19 protein-coding genes are annotated in these 19,046 nt (G+C 49.1%); 6 read left to right on the forward strand and 13 right to left on the reverse strand.

Annotation, left to right across the window (positions count from 1 at the left end; genetic code table 11):
- Positions 1-186 precede the first annotated feature (186 nt).
- From ACYZZ0_RS21795 to ACYZZ0_RS21815, 5 genes are all read right to left on the reverse strand, one after another.
- Positions 187-609 (reverse strand): nucleotide triphosphate diphosphatase NUDT15, encoded by a 423-nt coding sequence (locus tag ACYZZ0_RS21795; protein ID WP_461538780.1) that lies wholly within the window; start codon positions 607-609, stop codon positions 187-189.
- Between the two features lie 133 nt (positions 610-742).
- Positions 743-2,164, reverse strand: a complete 1,422-nt coding sequence (aspA, locus tag ACYZZ0_RS21800; protein WP_461538781.1) for an aspartate ammonia-lyase — start codon at positions 2,162-2,164, stop codon at positions 743-745.
- Between the two features lie 307 nt (positions 2,165-2,471).
- Complete coding sequence (locus ACYZZ0_RS21805; RefSeq protein WP_461538782.1) at positions 2,472-3,269, reverse strand: PhzF family phenazine biosynthesis protein; 798 nt, start codon at positions 3,267-3,269, stop codon at positions 2,472-2,474.
- Positions 3,270-3,334: 65 nt separating this feature from the next.
- Positions 3,335-4,609, reverse strand: a complete 1,275-nt coding sequence (locus ACYZZ0_RS21810) for an O-acetylhomoserine aminocarboxypropyltransferase/cysteine synthase family protein (RefSeq protein ID WP_461538783.1) — start codon at positions 4,607-4,609, stop codon at positions 3,335-3,337.
- Positions 4,610-4,730: 121 nt separating this feature from the next.
- Entirely contained in the window at positions 4,731-5,261 is a 531-nt protein-coding gene (locus ACYZZ0_RS21815; protein WP_461538784.1) for a GNAT family N-acetyltransferase, read from the reverse strand.
- A gap of 208 nt (positions 5,262-5,469) precedes the next feature.
- Here ACYZZ0_RS21815 and ACYZZ0_RS21820 point away from each other — a divergent pair, with 208 nt between their 5' ends.
- The 4 genes from ACYZZ0_RS21820 to ACYZZ0_RS21835 all read left to right on the forward strand — a co-directional run bounded on the left by ACYZZ0_RS21820 (position 5,470) and on the right by ACYZZ0_RS21835 (position 9,887).
- A complete protein-coding gene (locus ACYZZ0_RS21820) occupies positions 5,470-6,192 on the forward strand; it encodes a phosphorylase family protein (RefSeq protein ID WP_461538785.1) in 723 nt (240 codons plus the stop codon).
- Positions 6,193-6,371: 179 nt separating this feature from the next.
- Positions 6,372-7,652 (forward strand): serine--tRNA ligase, encoded by a 1,281-nt coding sequence (serS, locus tag ACYZZ0_RS21825; RefSeq protein ID WP_461538786.1) that lies wholly within the window; start codon positions 6,372-6,374, stop codon positions 7,650-7,652.
- A gap of 260 nt (positions 7,653-7,912) precedes the next feature.
- Positions 7,913-9,304: a siroheme synthase CysG gene (gene cysG, locus ACYZZ0_RS21830; protein WP_461538787.1), complete on the forward strand. Its 1,392-nt coding sequence runs from the start codon at positions 7,913-7,915 to the stop codon at positions 9,302-9,304.
- 4 nt (positions 9,305-9,308) lie between these two features.
- Positions 9,309-9,887: a hypothetical protein gene (locus ACYZZ0_RS21835; protein WP_461538788.1), complete on the forward strand. Its 579-nt coding sequence runs from the start codon at positions 9,309-9,311 to the stop codon at positions 9,885-9,887.
- A gap of 38 nt (positions 9,888-9,925) precedes the next feature.
- Here the strand turns inward: ACYZZ0_RS21835 and ACYZZ0_RS21840 are convergent, their stop codons facing one another.
- Both ACYZZ0_RS21840 and ACYZZ0_RS21845 read right to left on the reverse strand, forming a co-directional pair.
- Complete coding sequence (locus ACYZZ0_RS21840) at positions 9,926-11,245, reverse strand: YjiH family protein (RefSeq protein WP_461538789.1); 1,320 nt, start codon at positions 11,243-11,245, stop codon at positions 9,926-9,928.
- Positions 11,246-11,496: 251 nt separating this feature from the next.
- Entirely contained in the window at positions 11,497-12,501 is a 1,005-nt protein-coding gene (locus ACYZZ0_RS21845) for a J domain-containing protein (RefSeq protein ID WP_461538790.1), read from the reverse strand.
- A gap of 346 nt (positions 12,502-12,847) precedes the next feature.
- On the opposite strand from ACYZZ0_RS21845, the gene ACYZZ0_RS21850 reads away from it, so the two are divergent.
- Entirely contained in the window at positions 12,848-14,416 is a 1,569-nt protein-coding gene (locus ACYZZ0_RS21850; RefSeq protein WP_461538791.1) for a sodium-dependent transporter, read from the forward strand.
- 3 nt (positions 14,417-14,419) lie between these two features.
- Complete coding sequence (locus tag ACYZZ0_RS21855; RefSeq protein WP_461538792.1) at positions 14,420-14,512, forward strand: MetS family NSS transporter small subunit; 93 nt, start codon at positions 14,420-14,422, stop codon at positions 14,510-14,512.
- Between the two features lie 89 nt (positions 14,513-14,601).
- On the opposite strand, the gene ACYZZ0_RS21860 is transcribed toward ACYZZ0_RS21855, so the two are convergent.
- From ACYZZ0_RS21860 to tusC, 6 genes are all read right to left on the reverse strand, one after another.
- Positions 14,602-16,323 carry a protein kinase family protein gene (locus ACYZZ0_RS21860; RefSeq protein WP_461538793.1) on the reverse strand — a complete coding sequence of 574 codons (1,722 nt, stop codon included), beginning with the start codon at positions 16,321-16,323 and terminating at the stop codon, positions 14,602-14,604.
- A gap of 309 nt (positions 16,324-16,632) precedes the next feature.
- The gene (locus ACYZZ0_RS21865) at positions 16,633-17,283 is read right to left on the reverse strand and encodes a deoxynucleoside kinase (protein WP_461538794.1); all 651 of its coding nucleotides are present in this window, start codon (positions 17,281-17,283) and stop codon (positions 16,633-16,635) included.
- Between the two features lie 26 nt (positions 17,284-17,309).
- Positions 17,310-17,852 (reverse strand): hypothetical protein, encoded by a 543-nt coding sequence (locus ACYZZ0_RS21870; RefSeq protein WP_461538795.1) that lies wholly within the window; start codon positions 17,850-17,852, stop codon positions 17,310-17,312.
- A 229-nt stretch (positions 17,853-18,081) separates the two neighbouring features.
- Positions 18,082-18,399 carry a TusE/DsrC/DsvC family sulfur relay protein gene (locus ACYZZ0_RS21875; protein ID WP_461538796.1) on the reverse strand — a complete coding sequence of 106 codons (318 nt, stop codon included), beginning with the start codon at positions 18,397-18,399 and terminating at the stop codon, positions 18,082-18,084.
- On the reverse strand, positions 18,400-18,684 hold the full coding sequence (gene tusB / locus ACYZZ0_RS21880) for a sulfurtransferase complex subunit TusB (RefSeq protein WP_461538797.1): 285 nt from the start codon (positions 18,682-18,684) through the stop codon (positions 18,400-18,402). It abuts the gene before it with no gap.
- Positions 18,684-19,043 carry a sulfurtransferase complex subunit TusC gene (gene tusC / locus ACYZZ0_RS21885; RefSeq protein WP_461538798.1) on the reverse strand — a complete coding sequence of 120 codons (360 nt, stop codon included), beginning with the start codon at positions 19,041-19,043 and terminating at the stop codon, positions 18,684-18,686. Before tusC ends, tusB begins: the two co-directional genes overlap by 1 nt.
- Positions 19,044-19,046 lie beyond the last annotated feature (3 nt).

Raw genomic sequence — 19,046 nt, forward strand, 5'->3', positions numbered from 1 at the left:
ATCAACATCCCTACCAAGAAAGAAATATGGCAGAGTTTCAGACAGATTGCCGAGAACCTTCGCTGAGTATTCTTATCTGAATAGGTGCAGTGATGGTGGGCTCGGTATCGGACTAGGGGCCAGACTGGGTTGAACAGTCTGCAATATAAGGGACAACATGATATTGCTGTTTCTAACTTTCAGGTATCAGAACGGATCATAGTTCTGCTGTTTCAGATTGATTACTGGTAAAAACAACGGATCCGGTAACGCATTCCAGTCATGCCATAACCATTCGAGACATTTCTCCGGCTCTTTTATTTCCGGCTCGCCTGTCACCGAGTCTGCCACCATAAACAGCGTAATATAGTGTTTGTGCTCGACTTCAAAAATATCGTTGGTATAAGGACCGGGCTGAAGATTCTCCAGAGTGAGACCTGTTTCTTCCATAACTTCCCGGTGAGCACATTGCTCAGGGGTTTCACCAAATTCAAGATGTCCGCCTGGAAAAGCCCAGTGTCCTTCGCCATGACTGTTCTTGCGCCGGCCCAGCAGTATCTTTCCATTGCGACGAACAATAATGCCGACACCTATACGGGGATGACTTTTGGGCTGAGAAGTTGGCTGCATGGAAATGTCCGCCAGTTGTTATGACAAATGCAGACTTATATTACCAGAGCCTGTCGGGAATGATGGGAGAGGCAAAATAAAAAAATCCGGGTACAGCATTAGCTGAACCCGGATTATGAAAGAAAAATCGGAATCAGGCTGCGCTAAAACGCTTGCCACGATACTGAGGGTTTTTAAGGTTTTCTACCGAGAAAATCTCATTCAGCTCGGCTTCATCCAGCAAGCCTCGCTCCAGCACGACTTCTCGCACACTGCGGCCGGTTTCGGCACAGATACGACCTACGATATCGCCTTCATGATGGCCGATATGCGGGTTCAGGAAAGTGATGATACCGATAGAGTTCATCACTTGCTGCTCACACACCTCTTTGTTGGCGGTGATACCGGTGACACATTTCTCTTTCAGGGTATCGCAAGCACGTCCCAGCAGATTGATGGATTCAAACAGGCTTTGGGAGATCACCGGCTCCATGACATTCAGCTGCAGCTGACCAGCCTCGGCCGCCATGGTAACAGTCATATCATTACCGACGACCTTGAAGCAGATCTGGTTAACCACTTCAGGAATAACCGGGTTTACCTTGGCCGGCATAATAGAGGAACCCGCCTGCATTTGGGGCAGGTTGATTTCATTCAGGCCAGTACGCGGGCCGGAAGACAGCAGGCGCAGGTCGTTACAAATTTTGGAAACCTTCACCGCCATCCGCTTCAGGGCGCCGGACAGCATCACATAAGCACCACAGTCAGACGTGGCTTCTACCAGATCGGCCGCCTGTACAAACGGTTTGCCAGTCACATCTGCCAGCTTCTGGACAGCAACACTGGAGTAACCGGAAGGGGTATTCAGACCGGTGCCGATAGCGGTGGCCCCCAGGTTGACTTCCAGCAGCAGCTCCTGGCTACGACGAATGCTTTTGACTTCTTCTTTCAGGGTGACAGCCCAGGCCCGGAATTCCTGTCCCAGAGTCATTGGAACCGCATCCTGCAGCTGGGTGCGACCCATCTTCAGGATATCGTCAAACTCTGCAGATTTGTCATCAAAGGCTTCGATCAGATACTCAAGTCGTGCTAGCAGTGAATCAATACTGTTATACAGGGCAACCCGAAAGCCTGTCGGGTAAGCGTCGTTGGTTGACTGACTTTTGTTGACATGGTCGTTAGGGTTGATGATGTGGTAGCCGCCCTTGTCATGTCCCATCAATTCGAGGGCCAGGTTGGCAACCACTTCATTAGTATTCATATTGACCGAGGTGCCGGCTCCGCCTTGAAAGGCATCAATCGGGAACTGGTCCATGCACCGATCCTCTTTCAGAATCAGGTTGCAGGCGCGGATAATATATTCCGCCAGCATAGGCTCCAGAGTGCCCAGTTCACGGTTGGCCATCGCGGCTGCTTTCTTGGTAAATACCATGCCGCGAACAAATTCGGGATTGTCGCCGATCTTTTCTGCACTGATCTTGAAGTTGTTAAGTGCGCGAAGGGTATGAATGCCATAGTAAGCATCGGCCGGGACTTCCATCGTACCCAGAAGGTCTTCTTCCGTGCGATACTGCATGTTCTCTGTCACCTGATAACTTGTTATCTGAATACTGTTTATTCGGCTCGGGACAACTATTTCTGAGTGTTTTTGAGCCATTCAAGCCGGCTTCAGCCCGTTATCGGTGAAAGTAAACTTTCACAGTGTCAAAAACAGCCGGCGATGTAACGATACTCGCCGGTGCCAATGTCTGTCGATGGGATCAGGGTGCTAGTCGCTGAATCCTTGATGCAGGTCGGTTTTTCTGAGCTTTTGTGATTTTTTGATTTTATCAGGCGTATATTTCTTACTATCTCTTGCTAAGTTTCTGCAAGACTGCTTTTTGTTAGATAAAAATCCTGCCAGATGAATAGTGAGTCGCTTTGCCGGAAATTTTGACCCGTTTTTTTTCCATATCACAGTGAAGAATACCTCCCCGAGGTGATGCCTGAAATGCTGTCAGGGTTTGTTTTCCCAGCTTTTCTGACCAAAAGGGTACAAGTCCGGCATGAACTGAACCGGTTGCCGGGTCTTCAATATCATCCAGTCGCAGCCGGAAATAGCGTGATACAAAATCAAAAGACTCAGAGCTGGAAGGCGCAGTAATTACCAGATTGCCAGGCTTCAGACCGATTAGGACTGGCATATTCAGCTGGATATCATGGATATGGGTTTCATCGTTATAAACGGCAAACCAAGCCTGCCGGTTGCGAAGAATAGCAGCCGGGGGAATTGATAAACCCTGCAACACTGCTTCTGGTATATCCGCAACTGCTTCGGGCTGCTGCACCGGAAAACTCATGCTAATGAAGCCGTCGTTTTCTTTAGTGATAAACAGGTCACCGGCAGATACGGTACTGAAAGTAATATGTTCCAGTTCAGGGTTACGTGAGAAAAGAATAAAAGCTGCAGCTAATGTGGCATGACCACACACATCTTTTTCTCCAGTTGGAGCAAACCAGCGAATAGCATATTGATTATCTTTCTGCTCACAGACAAAAGCAGTGGCTGCCAGATTATTCTCTGCCGCGATCGACTGCATCAGATCATCCGCAAGCCATTCGGAAGTAATAACAACGGCTGCAGGATTGCCGCTGAAAAGCTTATCTGTAAAGGCATCGACAATATCAATTTCTAGCGGCATGGTTGATTCCGTGTTGAATAAGAAAGCCGGCACAAAAGCCGGCTATAAGTACCTGGGCCTTTAACTTAGCTGGCGCTGGCAGCCAGAGCCTGATCAATATCGGCAATAATATCGTCAATATGCTCAATACCGATGGAGAGACGAACCATCTCCGATGAAACACCGGCGGATTCCAGTTCCTGCGGGTTTAGCTGACGATGGGTGGTGGACGCCGGATGACAGGCCAGTGATTTTGCGTCGCCAATATTGACCAGTCGCAGGATCATTTGCAGCGCATCAATAAATTTGGCCCCAGCTTCAGCACCACCCTTGATACCAAAACTCAGAATACCGGAAGCCTTGCCGCTGGTGATACGGTGAGCAGTATCATGGTGAGGGCTGTCTTCCAGAGCGGCATAGTTAACCCAGCTAACACGGGGATGATCTTTCAGATAACGGGCGACCTTTTCTGTGTTCTCACAGTGACGTTCCATCCGCAATGCCAGGGTTTCCAGTCCCTGCATCAGCTGGAATGCACTTTGTGCCGGCAAGGCTGCACCGGTATTGCGAAGCGGAACGACCCTGGCACGGCCAATAAAGGCTGCGTCGCCCAGTGCTTCGGTATAAACAACACCGTGATAAGATGGGTCAGGTTCATTCAGCAGTGAAAAGCGTTCCTTGTTGGCTTTCCAGTCAAACTTGCCACTATCGATAATGGCACCACCCAGGGTTGTACCATGACCACCGATATATTTAGTCAGTGAGGTCACTACAATATCGGCACCATGATCAATGGGGCGGCAGATAATCGGCGCAACGGTGTTATCAACAATCAGTGGCACGCCATGACGATGTGCCAGCTCTGCCAGTTTTTCGATATCGACAATATTACCGGCAGGGTTACCAATGGATTCGCAGAATACGGCACGGGTGTTTTCATCAATCAGTGCTTCCAGCCCGTCGAAGTCATTATGGGAAGCAAACCGGACATCAATTCCCTGGCGTGGGAAGGTGTGGGCGAACAGGTTATAGGTACCGCCATATAACTGGCTGGTGGACACAATATTGCAACCCGCCTCGGCAATAGTCTGAATTGCATAGGTGATGGCAACCATCCCGGATGCCAGCGACAGTGCAGCAATGCCGCCTTCAAGTGCAGCGAGCCGCGCTTCAAGTACTGCATTGGTGGGATTCATGATGCGGGAGTAGATGTTGCCTGCAACCTTCAGATCAAACAGATCTGCGCCGTGCTGGGTATCATCAAAGGTGTAGGATACGGTCTGGTAAATCGGTGCAGTGGCGGCACGGGTGGTCGGGTCGCCCTCATATCCGGCATGCAGGGCAATGGTTTCCGGCTTCATGATACGTCTCTTTCTAGTTATTTTTGATCCGAAATCGCATCATACAAGACAGTGTTTATGAACTGAAGGTACAAAAAAATAAAGGATAAAAGGGGCATTCAAAGTTTTTTGATTTTTAAAACTAATCGAACCACTCTTCTCTTAATACGCCCAGTTTTACAGAGTCATAGTACTCGCCGTTGTAATAGCGTACTTTCCTCAACCGGGCTTCCAGTTTCATACCAATAGACTCGGCACAGGCAATCATTCTCGGATTACCTGACCAGGTTGTAAGTCCGACCCGGGCAATTTCCAGCGTATTGAATAAATGTGTGATCCATGGAATCAGTGCCTTGCGACCAAGCCCCTGATTCCAGCGACTGCTGTCATATATGATCACCCCGACTTCCAGCCAGCGGGTGCGTTCGTCTTCCCAGTAGTAGCTGACCGAGCCGACTGACTCACCCTCGACATCGATGATGAGCCCGGTGTCACCCGCTGACAGCCGGGAAAACAATCCGGTTTCAAACTCCTCCAGGGTCGGTGTGGAATACGGAAAATAGGGACCATTAAACTCGGTCCAGGCTTCGTCTGAAGTCAGCAGTTTATAAAGCGGTATTTTGTCAGCCGGGGTGGCCTTTCTCAGAGTGACTTCCCTGTAAGTCAAAGTCATAACTTGATGCTCTTTTCCGGGTTTTTTATTGAGAGGAATTCTGGAGATTTACCGAATAGGGGTAAAGTGACTGCATCAATAAAAAGACAAGAAATGAGGGAGATTTTTACAGGTTACTGTTGTAGTTATTTTAAAGGGTAATAACTGAACCAATGGATATAAATATGTGCCATCTTAACATTTTCAAACTCAACGGTGGCATCAGGCGGTGGACAGATCATTCTGTAAAGTCTGTATGATTGTAGCGCTGGAAAAAGAGGCGGCTCCCCTGATCAACCGGTTTGGCCTGAAGCCTTATGAAATGCCTGATCCAAAACTCCCTTGTCGTGCCTATATCGGACGCTACAAAGGGTTGGAGCTGTCGCTGGTACTGTGTGGAAAAGATCCTGAATACAAGGTCAGTTGTATAGGCACAGTGCCGGCTGCACTGGCCACTCTTGAAGCAATTCGCTGTTTCCAGCCTGAGTTGATTATTAACCCCGGTACCAGTGGAGCCTTTGAGGCTAAAGGTAGCCATATTGGCCAAGTCTATATTTCCCAGAAAATCAGATTCTATGATCGCCGCATTAATGCCGGCACTGCGATTCAGGCCTGGGGAGAAGGTAACTTCAGTTGTAGTCTGACCAGTGTGCTGGCAAGGGAAACCGGGTTGCCTCTGACGGTAGTTTGTACTGGTGACTCCGTTGATATGAGCCCGGTTGATCGAGATATTCTTGAGAGTGAGCCGGTTGTTGCCAAGGAGATGGAAGCTGCTGCTGTTGCTAGAGTTGCCTCTCTTTATGGTATTCCGATGTTTGCGGTAAAAGTTGTCACAGACCTGCTGGATAGCTCTGAAAATATCGGGAGCCAGTTCCGGCGCAATTTTAATCTTGCTGCAGATAACCTGTGTACCGGAATGGAGAAGATCCTGTTTCGGATTGCCAGAAGCTGAGATACAAGCCTGCCATTTTTCATGTTCAAATCAGGGAATCTGGCATTCACCGGATAATATGCTGGATTACCCTGCCTGATAATTGTAAATTGTCTGGGTTCAGTTATTATGGGACGGCTCATGAGTCCCGTGTTCTGCGGAACTCGCTTGTTCTCAAACGGAAGTATTGCAGAAATCCCATGCTAGACCCCAAACTCGTTCGTTCAGATCTGGAAGCGGTAGCCGAAGCACTGCGCAAGAAGCACTTTGAACTGGATGTTGACCGGATTCGCTCGCTGGAGTCCGAACGCCGTGAAGTGCAGATTCGCACGGAACAGTTGCAGGCGGAGCGCAAGTCCGGCTCGAAGCAGTTTGGCATGCTGAAAAAGCAGGGCGAAGACACCACAGCCCTGAAAGCACGCATGGATGAAATCAATGCTGAACTGGCCGATTTCGAGCAGAAGCTGAAGACCATTCAGACCGATCTGGATGCCATTCTGATGGGCGTGCCGAATCTGCCCCATGAATCTGTACCGGAAGGCAAGGACGAAGACGACAACCTCGAAGTCCGCACCTGGGGTGAGCCCAAGTCTTTCGACTTTGAAGTCAAGGATCACGTTGATCTGGGTGAAAAGTACGGTCTCGATTTTGATACCGGTGCCAAACTGTCTGGTTCCCGTTTCACCGTAATGCGTGGCAAGATTGCCCGCCTGCACCGTGCTATCGCCCAGTTTATGCTGGACCTGCAGACCAGTGAACACGGTTATGAAGAGGTTTACACCCCTTATCTGGTACACGGCAATGCCCTGCGCGGTACTGGCCAGTTGCCGAAGTTTGAGGAAGATCTGTTCAAGACCACCTGCGAAGGTAAGGATCAGCCTCATTACCTGATTCCGACCTCTGAAGTGACCCTGACCAATATTGTCGCTGACGAGATTGTTGATGCAGATGCCCTGCCGCTGAAATTTACTGCACACAGCCCCTGCTTCCGCAGTGAAGCTGGTAGCTACGGTCGTGATACCCGTGGTCTGATTCGTCAGCACCAGTTCGACAAGGTTGAAATGGTGCAGATTGTTCATCCGGAGAAATCTTTCGACGCGCTGGAAGAGATGATCGGTAATGCGGAAGCCGTGCTGCAGAAGCTGAACCTGCCGTATCGTGTAGTTTCCCTGTGTGGCGGCGACCTGGGCTTTGGTGCAACCAAGACTTACGATATTGAAGTCTGGCTGCCGGGACAGAACAAGTTCCGTGAAATTTCTTCCTGCTCCAACTGCCTCGACTTCCAGGCACGCCGCATGAAAGCCCGTTTCCGTGATGCCGAAACCGGCAAGCCGGGTCTGGTGCACACTCTGAACGGTTCCGGTTTGGCAGTAGGTCGTACGCTGGTGGCTGTGATTGAAAACTACCAGGATGCTGAAGGCCGTATCCATGTACCGGAAGCGCTGCGTCCCTACATGAACGGACTGGAAGTTATCGATTAAGGCTGATATAAGCTCAGTTATGATCTTCAGGCGCATGATATGGGCCTGAAGCAGGGACGCCGGCATTGGAATCCAATGCCGGCGTTTTTGTATCACAAGCCGACAGATTGCTTCACGTAGCTCTGTCTCAGACAAAAATGTGTCTCAGGCAAGGGTGTGTCCAGCAGTATTTTGCGGCAGTCGTTATTGCAGTTAAAAGTCGGGTGTCAGTTATTGCCCGGCAGGAATATGTTGCAGAGTATTCGGGAGTAACAGGCAGAATGGATTATTTTCCGCTGTTTCATGATATCCGTCAGTCGCGCTGCCTGATTGTGGGTGGTGGTTCAGTGGCAACCCGCAAGGCACGACAGTTACATCAGGCCGGTGCGTATCTGACAGTAGTCGCGCCGGAAATTGATGCTGATATGGAAGCTCTCGCTGCAGAATCTCCTCATCATCAACTGGTTAATCGTCGCTGGCAGACGGGTGATATGACAGGTAAAACACTGGTCATTGCAGCAACTGAAAACCGTGAAGTTAACCGCCAGGTTTCTGAAACAGCCCGACAGCAGCTGACTCCGGTGAATGTGGTTGATGATCCCGAGTTAAGCAGTGTTATCTTTCCGGCTATTGTTGATCGCTCACCGTTACAGATTGCGTTTTCTACCGGAGGAGAAGCGCCTGTACTGGCACGTCAACTGCGAACACAATTGGAAACACTGATTCCTGCCAACTATGGTCGACTGACCCGTTTTGCCGGTCGTTTGCGTGAGCGGGTGAAGCAGAGGTTTGATACGCTGGCTCAGCGACGCTATTTCTGGGAGTCCATTTTTGAAGGCCCGGTAGGGGAGCAGGTATTGGCCGGAAATGAGCAAACGGCCGAGCAAATGTTCGATGAACAGCTGAATGCTACCGATAATAAACCGGCGACCGGTGAAGTCTGGCTGGTGGGTGGCGGTCCGGGTGATCCTGACCTGCTTACCTTTAAAGCACTGAGACTGATGCAGAAAGCGGATGTGATTCTGTACGACAGACTGGTGTCGGAAGATGTACTGGCCCTGTGTCGCCGAGATGCGGATTATGTCTATGTAGGCAAAGCCCGCTCCAATCATACCTTGCCACAGGAAGAGATTAACCACCGGCTGGTTCGACTGGCAAAAGAAGGCAAGCGGGTGTTGCGCTTGAAAGGTGGTGATCCGTTTATCTTTGGTCGAGGTGGAGAGGAAATCGATCGGCTGGCAGAAGAGGGGATTCCATTTCAGGTAGTGCCGGGCATTACTGCAGCGTCCGGTTGTGCCAGCTATGCCGGTATACCGCTGACCCATCGCGATCATGCCCAGTCGGTGCGGTTTGTGACAGGGCATCTGAAAGATAACAGTTGTGACCTGCCATGGACCGAACTGGTCAATCCAGCACAGACTGTTGTTTTCTACATGGGGCTACATGCTTTACCGGAAATTATTTGCCAGTTGCTGGCTCATGGCCGTGCCGAAGATACGCCCATAGCATTGATTGAGAAAGGCGGCTCACGACAGCAGCGGGTTATCACCGGAACATTTGAAACCATTGTCGATCAATGTCAGCAGGCCGGATTTAAAACACCGACGCTGGTGATTGTAGGTAGCGTGGTGACATTACATAAGTCACTGAAATGGTATCAGGGGGCGGAGTAAGTCTATGAAACAGTTGTTGCTATGGGTAACTGTCATCCTCTGGCTTAGCCCAGCTATTGCCAGTGCGGATAATATTGACCAAAGCCAGCACAACAATATAGTGGTTACCCCTGGCACGCTGCATGACTATTACCACCTTAAGCTGCGACTGCAGGCGGGGGATTACGAACTCAGTATTCCCAACCGCCTGCGGTCACCGAAATACAGTGAAGATAACAGCTACCGGTTTGAAGACGGTGGACAGTTCGAGATCTTTATCAGAAAAGAAATATTTCCAGCATCGCTGGATACTTCGGTCGCTAGCGAATTTATTATTCTGCGTATGCCATGGACCCGGTCTGATATGTCTGAATCTGAACGTTCGGTACAGCAGAAAAGAAAGCTTTTTGATCGACTGAAGCAGTTGAAGCAGGAGCCTGAAGCATCCGAAGATATTGTGGTAGAGTTTAATCCTTATATTGCGGTACTGTCAGGCGATCCTCTGAAGTTGAAACTGACAGCGCCCAATATCTTTTTCCGTCAGGCCTGGGGGCAATATATTAACTATATCGGCCCCTTAAAGCAGGAAGACCATCGGCGCTGAGGTTGAAGTCAGCTGCCAGCGCCAGAACGGATAAGTCTTCAAAATACCAGATGGCCAACCAGTACAATAATTGGCAGGGTAACCAGAGTTCTCAGCAAAAAGATGGCCAGCAGTTCCAGCAGGTTCAGAGGAATCTTGCTGCCCAGAATGACTGCTCCGGTTTCGGACATGAATATCAGCTGGGTTACAGACAGTGCCGCAATAACAAACCGGGTGATTTCGCTGTTGATTGATGCAGCAAGAATTGACGGTACAAACATATCGGTAAATCCGACCAGCACCGCTTCAGACGCAGCCTTGGCTTCCGGCAGCTGAAGCAGTTTAAGCAGAGGTATAAAAGGAGCACCAAGAAGGCTGAACAAGGACGTATATTCAGCAACAATAAGGCCCACAGTACCAATAGCCATTACAACCGGCAGTACACCGAAAACCATTCCCAGACCACTTTTGACTCCCTGTGCAGCAACAGATTTGAGGCTGTCGACTTTGGCTGCACGTTCAAGTGCAAGTTCATAACCATAACTTAAAGCTGAACGTCCTTCAGGAATAAGTTCGTCGTCGTGCTCTCGGGCAGTCCCATCAATGAACAAATCTTTTTTATTGCTAAGCGGTGGAATCCGTTGCAGCAAAATTGCGGCAATGACACCGGAAAGACAGATAGCAAAGTAGAACGGTAAAAAATGATCCTGCAGGCCAACCTGAGTCAGTACCACCAGAGAAAAAGAAATACCGACGATAGAAAACATGGTGGCGACAACAGCTGCTTCCCGTGTCGTATATTTCTTGTTCTCGTACTGGGAGCTGGTCAGCATAATACCTACGGTGCCATCACCCAGCCAAGAAGAAATACAGTCAATGGCCGCCCGTCCGGGAAGACGGAATACGGGACGCATTACCTTGCTCATCAATGTGCCCAGTAGCTCCAGCAGACCAAAATCAAGCAGCAGGGGTAGTAACAATCCGGCAAGGAAAAAAGTAACCAGCAGCGAAGGCAGCAAGTCGAAAAATACCAGTCCACCGGTATTGCTGCTCCAGACCATTTCCGAGCCCAACTTGTATTGCGCCATTACCGCAAATCCGGCACCGGCTATTCGAACCATCAGCCAGACAGGTGTTGTCTGAAACAGAGCGCTCAGCAGGGAAGATCCTGTGATCCAGTCTGGGCGGAACAGGGTTGTCAGCAGGGAAAATACCGCAGAAATGCACATCACACCGGTAGCCAGTGAAAAGATATGGTCACCGAGCAGGCTTTTGGCAGTTTTTGCCATTAATGCCAGAGGAAAGGTCATGCCTGATTCTGTTATCACCGGCATCATAAAAAACATGATGCCCAGTAATGATGGAATGGCAAATAGCATCGTTGTTCTGGAAAGGGAGGGTTTTATAGTCAAAGTCTGCATTTGTATATTTATGCTTTAAAAATTAATAATAATTCATTTTGATTGATTTTATGAGCTTATATGTATGGCTTGAATCGGTATATATACTGATTAGATGAATTTATATTCGAAGGTGTTCGGGCGAAGAGCTCGAAAAAAGTGAGGCATTAGAGCAGGTTCACCAGACATGCTACGAGGAAATCTGGTGGCAGGGGAAGAAAACTCCAGGTTTATTTTGTCAGGCTGTCATAGGCCTCCTGAATTTTCCTGAATGCTTCTGCTCGGGACCCATCAGGATCCGGGCCCTTATCGGGATGGTGCTTTAGGGCTCCTTGTCGGTAGGCCCTTGATATATCTGATAATGATGCAGATGGAGGGAGGCCCAGAGTCTCTAGAGCTGCTTCACGGACTTTATCCGATATTTGAGATCCGGGTGCCTGTGCTCCCCTCAGGTCTCTTATACCGGAGAACATCATATGCAGGTCGCCACGTTCAGGGCCGCCTGAGTTGGCTATCAGTGTTCGGGTAGTACTGATAACTTCTTCCGGAGGGTAACCCAAGCCTCTAAAGGCATCTTCCATCCATGGGGTAACGGTCGTTGTTACAAACTGTTTTTGCAGATCGGGGCGAGGCTTTATGCTGTCAGGTGCTGCTACCGGTGCTTTTTTTAAGCGTTTATGAATACTGCTGAAATCTCCCTTGCATTCATGCATTGCCTGAAGCACAGCGTATTTGGCATCGTTGGGGGTATAACCTTTTTTGCTCAGTAAACTCATGAATTTCTTGAATTGATGGATCTGGTCATCAAACTGCAAAACCCTTTCAGGCAGTTGGCTGATATAAGTACGTATATCTCCGCCGGTCTGCTTTGCCCAGGCTAAAACCATGTGGCCGGTTTCCCTGGCGGCGGCCGGTGAGTAGCCTTTGGTTCTCAAATTGGAAATAGCCCACTGGAAATCTTCTTGTCGGCCGTCCTTGTATGCTTCATCGTTTATATATTGGTGAAATTTGGATAAAGAACCATCGGAGCGTTCGGCTATATGATTGGCCATTTTCTCCGCTGCCTGGCTTGAATACCCTCGTGCCATCAGAGTTTCGGCACCCCATTGCAGACGGGCATCAGTTGGTTGGGATATATCACTTGATTGCAATTTAACTGAGGCTGATGGGGTGATCGGGACCGGGTTTTGTCGATCGGACAAGCGCTTGGATTCAGGTCTGACGAGATTTTTCAAAAAGGACAGAATGGACTTCAGGCCTTTGACCAGAGTCTGCCGCACACTGCGACCTCTGGCTGTACGGCCTGTAGCACTCTCTTTTGAGTGCGTGCGATTGTTATTCGGGTCTTGTTCCGGGGGCGGTACCCGAGGACTGAGAGAGTTAACTTCGCCCATGCCATCTATCCGTTATGAGGCTATGAAGCAAATATCGGCCGCAAGGTAGCGATTGTTGAGTGTTTTAATGGGGTTATTTGTTGATTTGAGTCAATATTTTTCAGTGAGATATTTGTAAGTATTAACCGCAGGCAGCTTAACCGGTTGCAATCGCCGTACCATTTCATGCCATCACCCCGGTATTGAAATGACTTTAGATACCCCGGATCAGGGATTACGGCATCAGGCACATTCTGTTTTTCTCGCGTTTTTTGCATCTGGAGTATTTATGCAACGGGAACAATGGGCCTCACGCACCGGGTTTATTCTCGCCGCTGTGGGCTCTGCTATCGGTCTTGGTAATATCTGGCGTTTCCCCTATATGGCCTATGAAAATGGCGGGGGCGCTTTCTTGATTCCTTATTTCTTCGCCATGCTGACCGCCGGTATTCCATTTATGATTATGGAGTTCGGACTGGGACAGAAACTGCGCAGTGCGGCTCCCAGAGCATTCTCTCTGCTCAGTTCAAAGGCTGAATCTCTGGGCTGGTTTCAGGTCTCGATCGCGGCTGTGATTGCCTGCTACTACGTAGCTGTTATCGGTTGGGCAATTTCCTATTTTGGTTTCTCGTTCACCCAAAGCTGGGGTGCTGATGCCAACGGATTCTTCTTTAATAATTACTTGCAGCTGGGTAGCGATAACGGGCCTTCGGCGCTGGGGTCATTGCAATGGCATATTGTCGGCCCGGTATTGCTGGCCTGGGCAGTAAGCTTCTATGCCACCTATACCGGCGTACGAACCGGTATCGAGCGGCTTGGCAAGATCCTGATGCCGGTATTGTTCCTGATGGTACTGGTGCTGACATTGCGCGTGCTGATGCTGCCAGGTGCTGTGGATGGTGTGAACTGGTTGTTCAAGCCTGACTTTGGAGCGCTGACCAATCCTGATGTATGGTCTGCGGCGTATGGTCAGATCTTCTTCACCCTGAGTGTGGGCTTCGCAATTATGATTGCCTACTCCAGCTATCTGCCGAAGAAATCGGACATTAACAACAACGCCATGATGACCGTGTTTATCAACTGTGGTTTTTCATTGCTGGCTGGTGTGATGATCTTTGCCGTACTGGGCTATATGGCGGCAGAGCAGGGTGTAGCGATTACTGAAGTAGTGAGTGCCGGGGTTGGTCTGGCATTTGTCACTATTCCAACAGCAATCAACCTGCTGCCACTGCCCTGGTTGTTAGGGCCTATGTTCTTCCTGGCGCTGGTTGTGGCTGGATTCAGCTCCCATGTATCGATTATGGAAGCGATTGTTTCCTCGGCGATGGACAAGACTGGTTGGAGCCGTCGCAAGGCTGCGAGTGTAATTTGTGGTGGCGGTGCAATCGTATCGCTGGCATTTGCAACCAACGGTGGTCTGCTGTTACTCGATTTGGTGGATTACTACATTAACAATGTTGCGCTGCTGACCAGCTGCCTGATTGAACTGCTGGTTGTGGGCTGGGTGTTGTTCAAAATGCCGGAACTCCGCAGCCACGTAAACAGCGTTTCTGAAATTACGGTAGGTCGCTGGTGGGAGTTCACCCTGCGCTACCTGTGTGTTGCCATGCTGTTGGTGATTATTGGCAATAACCTGCTGACAGCTATCAGTGAAAACTATGGCGGTTATGCCACAGCTGACCAGCTGGTGTTTGGCTGGGGCTTGCTGGCCGCAATGGTCGTGGGCAGTGTACTGCTGTCCAGACAAACTTCTTACCCTGTCGCCGCGGAGGCATGAAATATGACAACAGCAGCTATTGGTATGATGTTTATGGGTTTTGCTATCACCTGGGGTGGAGCTGCGCTCTGTATCCGTAAAGCAATGAAAAGCTGAGATCTGTTTTGACCAATATAAAAAGCCGGGATATTTCCCGGCTTTTTATATAAGAGTCACAGCGACATAGGATCTGTTTTTGTTGGTTTTCACTTAGTGTGTATATTTACCTTGGCCTGACCAGAGTTGAATGGTGTTCCATTGAGGTGATGTGCGTTTTTATCTACTGCTACCTGGATGTTTTTCAGCCGATTCCTGACTGTGTGAGCACAGGGCCTGTCTGCTGGGTGGCAGCTTAATAATTCAGTACACAGATATAAGAACTGTATTCCTATAGGTGAAGATAAGAACGGAGAGGGATCAAACCCTCCGCCTTCCAGTATTTTGAGCGGGATCTCCTCGGCATTGGCAAACAGGCCATAAAGAGCCAGGCCAAGCAGCCACATATCAATCGATGTACCCTCAGAACAGCCGCCCAGTAGAAGCTCCGGGGCGAACATATGCGGCAGATCGTCATAGGGCATGCAGGTAATCGGAGCAAAGGCTGCAGGGAATCCAAAACCGGGGTTTGTCAGGTAGATACGTGATAAATCATGATTGTAAAATATATGCGAAAGCTGCAGGTTCAGGTGTGTCAGGTTTTTGCTGTGAAAATAATCTATTGCCTGTATTAATAATAATCCGATTAGAATCTTTTTAGTCAGCGCCATATTTGTTGGGTCAGTCATAGGTTGTAATAGTGGCTGACCTTTATGATTCAACGAAAACGCAATACACCACTCAGTTGTACTACAGCTCGACCATGAAAGTGGCAGTAAACAGTTTTCAACTCCTTTTCTAAAAAGGTGATATCCGGTCATGTGTAGCTTTTTGGCGCAATAGGGCTCAATCGCGTCGAAACAATCCGCGCACTGAAAATATGCCGGACTTTGTTTATGCTCGGTGCAATCTACTCCAAGCATACTCTTCCCAAAAAAATAACGAGACTTGCACTCAGTACAATCAATCACTTTAAACTGAAAACCACAGTTTTCGGGGACAGTAATATTATTTTGACAGGAGTTTAGAGCACTTCTGCAGCACTGCTTTATATCTTCAAGAGTGAAATTAAGGCTTTCATAATCAGTATCTTCTTCCATGAACTGAAGAAATGGCTGAGGCTTGAGAGTAAATGAAGGCAAAGAGATTGTTGCAGTGTCATCAAATTGTGACTGACGTTTAATGACGACTCCGGAGGGTGGGAGAGAGCTGATACAAAATTTGCCGTTGGAACGGTGACAGTCGAGCAACCATGAAGTCTCATCTTTGGAGCTCAGGGTCACACATGACAGCTGATAAAGAGGAGGGATTAAGTCATCATGCTGTAGCCAGTCGATCAACCTTGAGCGTAAAATCTTGATGGGGGCATACCAAGGCTCTCTGGCTTTATACCATATGGGAATTGCAGCCTTTAGACCGGGTTGTTGTAGTTGAGGTGAGCCATCATACAGGTCTGGAAAAATAATTAGATTCTGTTCTTCGGTTTGAATACCGATATTTAAGCCTGGGCGAGGTGTAACAATTATCAGCTGGTTGTGTAAGCCCGGAGTCTCCAGTACATATTGTTCCCGGCTATTAGGGCTTAGACAAAAAGAAGATTGGGAGTAAAAGCTTTTAGGCGCTTTTCGGGAAGAAGCCCGAATCATATTTCTGATGTGTTTTAGTCCATGATCACTCAGCTTGACCGGCTCGACTCTGATTTCATTGAGGTATTCGTGATTTTTGGCAAGTTCTGCCAATTCAATCTCTACAATTCCTCTGTGAGTGTAGGTGCAATAGACTTCCTTGATTTCAATTGAAGTCCATTCAAGAGACTGGATTGTTCTTGCCAAAACAGAGGTTATGAGAGGGACTGTACAGGTCTCGCGCTCAGGAAATATGAGACTGGAATTCGAGGAAAAACTGATAATAAAGGCGGTAGCTGTGTACGAGCCTTCGGTAGGGAAGCCTGCCTTTCCAAACCGGGCAGATATCAATAATAAAACTAACAGGAAAATTTTTTTTTAGGAGGCATATCCAACTTGCACAACTTCTTATATCAAACCAATAACACATTAGTATTGATTGATTATTTTACAAGCTGGAATAGCAGCCCCCTGTGCAATGACTACTTTAGTTTATCTGGCGCAGGGGGAGAGAGGTCAGGCAGCTACTGAATGGTTCTTGTTTTCTGCACGGATAATTTCCTGAATTTGTGCAGCTACTGCCCGCTCACAACCAAAGTTGTCCCAGCTGGTGGTCAGCAGTGGCGTGCCCATCATTTCACAAATCTGTGGCAGCATCGCTTCGTGATAGTTATGGATATCACGAATATAGGAAAGCGGCGTTCCATCTTCTGCCTGGCGTGCACGCTGTTGCAGTCGCTTGTGAGCGATTTCAGGCGTAGTACGCAGGTAAACCACAGCACTGATGCGCGGATAGTCCTTCAGCCGACGCTGTATTTCACAGTAATGCAGCATCAGGTTTTCGTCCGGCTGAGGCATGGACAGAAAGTTGGCCTGGGTGAAAATCAGATCTGAGTAGAGTGAACGCTCAATCAGATAGTTTTTATCTGTTGGCAGGCTCTCAACCAGTGCAGCGCGACGCTCGGTAATGTACTGCTGGAAACGAATCCTGCAGCCGGAGTCAGCTGGATGACGGGTAAAGTCTTCCAGCAAAGCAGTAAATTTCGGATCGTCGACCGGCTCCTTTAGGTGTTCCCAGCCCAGTTCAGCCGCCAGCTTTGGCAGCAGTGTTGTTTTTCCGGCAGCAATATTGGCTTCAACAGCAACAAAGTGATTCTTTTGCATCATATATCCGTCAGGTCAGTCTTTGTTGCTCAGGCAGGTTCCAGAAAACAGCGGGTGCAAACCGGGAAGTAACTCTGGTCGTGTCCGACAATGATTGTGCGTCCCTGGGTATCGCCGGTAAATTTGGTAAACTGTGCCGGTTCACCGCACTCGCAGTCGGCAAACAGGGGCTCCAGTTTCTGGGCAAAGCGGGTAATGGTTTCCGCTGCGCTGAAGGTATTGCCCTTGTAGTCTGTCATCAGGCCATAAAAGCGAATCTGGCAGCCGGTATCCAGTGACAGCCGAACCAGATCAAGCACAGTCTGGGACGCCAGGAACTGAGCTTCATCAATCAGCAATACATCACACTGACTTTTGTCGATGTGAGCCATCAGCTCGGCATTGTTGCGGAATACGTAGCAGTTCAGTTCGCTACCGTTACGGCTCTTGACCCGTCCATCCGGAGAGCGGGTGTCCAGTGCCGGACGGACGACGGCGACTGTATGGTTGTCAGACAGGGCATAGTAGTCACCGATAAGACGAGCGGTCTTGCCGGATTTCATCGGGCCGTAAATGAAAGTAACTGCTGTCATTGTCTCTCCACCGGTCAGGTTCTCTGTAATAATCCCTGAAAACAGGTCATTTGGCTGACCGGGTACTCATGCTGGGTTGGATGCGGAACTATAGGGAGAGGCTACCAGCCTCGCAATAGGTATATCAACGTTTTGACTAAATGAGAAAACAGCGTCATATAGCACGAGACGCTGTCCAGTCTCTGTCGTCCGCTACTTTAGCGATTATTTTTACCTGCTTTTTAACTGGCTAGAAGCAGTTATCCGGTCTTGGCAGACCGGCAATACGTGCCGCTACCCGTGCCGGACTTTCAGGAAAAAGCTGCATCAGATAGATACCGCTGCTTTTCTCTTTGCCCAGTTTGGATGCGATGTATTTGGCAAAGGGGCGCATGGAGGGCGCGTGCTCAAAAGTCTGGTAGAAATCCTGTAGTACCTGAATGATTTCCCAATGTGCTGCTGACAGGGTAATACTGTCCATAGCGGCCAGCTGCTCGGCAACTTCCGGGCTCCAGTCAGTGATATCCAGCAGATAACCGTCTTTATCCAGGTTCAGTGTGTCAGTCATTCAATACCAGCTCAGCGTTTTGTGGTGAGTTTCTGTCAGGGTGACGAACTCGGCATAGGAAACCAGGGTGACATGCCCGGGAACACGAGCCTGCAAGCCTCTGGCTTCAATATCCGGTGCCAGAGCATACAGTTTGAAGTCCGACAGGTCATTTTCGGTTTTCAGCAGTGAATACACGCCATCTTCAATAAACAGCAGTGCCTGGCCCTTCTGAGCGACCCGCAGGCAGTTTTTCAGGCCGAGGTGGCTGTTATCCGGGTGAGGAATAAGGTGCAATACACTCATCAAAAGGTCACCACGCTGGTATGACTGTCGATCAGGTCGGACAAGGCGCCTGCTTTCAGGACTTCAACTTCTGAAACAAGATCTTCCGCTGTCAGGTTGTGTTGTTTTAATGCCTGGGCATCGACTACCAGTCGCTCAATACCGTAAAGAGGCAATGAGGCATGCAGGGCGTTGAGGTTTTTCTGCTGGATTTCAGCCGGGTTTTGATTGCCGAGTAGCTGCAGTACACCGTCACCCAGGAACAACAGGGTCACATTCAGATCATAGGTGGCTGCAACCAATGCTGAATCGAGCGCTTCCCGTGCTGTCAGGCTGCCATAAGGAGGTTTGGTCATAATGACGCAGAGAGAGTGATCCATGAT

Source organism: Spongorhabdus nitratireducens, from assembly GCA_947387575.1.
Taxonomy (GTDB): domain Bacteria; phylum Pseudomonadota; class Gammaproteobacteria; order Pseudomonadales; family Endozoicomonadaceae; genus CANDOC01.

Coding starts and splice junctions, on each gene's coding strand:
- ACYZZ0_RS21805 (WP_461538782.1), bottom strand. CDS start 3,269: ATGCCGCTAGAAATTGATATTGTCGATGCCTTTACAGATAAGCTTTTC.
- cysG (WP_461538787.1), top strand. CDS start 7,913: ATGGATTATTTTCCGCTGTTTCATGATATCCGTCAGTCGCGCTGCCTG.
- serS (WP_461538786.1), top strand. CDS start 6,372: ATGCTAGACCCCAAACTCGTTCGTTCAGATCTGGAAGCGGTAGCCGAA.
- ACYZZ0_RS21865 (WP_461538794.1), bottom strand. CDS start 17,283: ATGATGCAAAAGAATCACTTTGTTGCTGTTGAAGCCAATATTGCTGCC.
- ACYZZ0_RS21835 (WP_461538788.1), top strand. CDS start 9,309: ATGAAACAGTTGTTGCTATGGGTAACTGTCATCCTCTGGCTTAGCCCA.
- ACYZZ0_RS21850 (WP_461538791.1), top strand. CDS start 12,848: ATGACTTTAGATACCCCGGATCAGGGATTACGGCATCAGGCACATTCT.
- tusC (WP_461538798.1), bottom strand. CDS start 19,043: ATGGATCACTCTCTCTGCGTCATTATGACCAAACCTCCTTATGGCAGC.
- tusB (WP_461538797.1), bottom strand. CDS start 18,684: ATGAGTGTATTGCACCTTATTCCTCACCCGGATAACAGCCACCTCGGC.
- aspA (WP_461538781.1), bottom strand. CDS start 2,164: ATGCAGTATCGCACGGAAGAAGACCTTCTGGGTACGATGGAAGTCCCG.
- ACYZZ0_RS21840 (WP_461538789.1), bottom strand. CDS start 11,245: ATGCTATTTGCCATTCCATCATTACTGGGCATCATGTTTTTTATGATG.
- ACYZZ0_RS21810 (WP_461538783.1), bottom strand. CDS start 4,609: ATGAAGCCGGAAACCATTGCCCTGCATGCCGGATATGAGGGCGACCCG.
- ACYZZ0_RS21815 (WP_461538784.1), bottom strand. CDS start 5,261: ATGACTTTGACTTACAGGGAAGTCACTCTGAGAAAGGCCACCCCGGCT.
- ACYZZ0_RS21795 (WP_461538780.1), bottom strand. CDS start 609: ATGCAGCCAACTTCTCAGCCCAAAAGTCATCCCCGTATAGGTGTCGGC.
- ACYZZ0_RS21870 (WP_461538795.1), bottom strand. CDS start 17,852: ATGACAGCAGTTACTTTCATTTACGGCCCGATGAAATCCGGCAAGACC.
- ACYZZ0_RS21875 (WP_461538796.1), bottom strand. CDS start 18,399: ATGACTGACACACTGAACCTGGATAAAGACGGTTATCTGCTGGATATC.
- ACYZZ0_RS21855 (WP_461538792.1), top strand. CDS start 14,420: ATGACAACAGCAGCTATTGGTATGATGTTTATGGGTTTTGCTATCACC.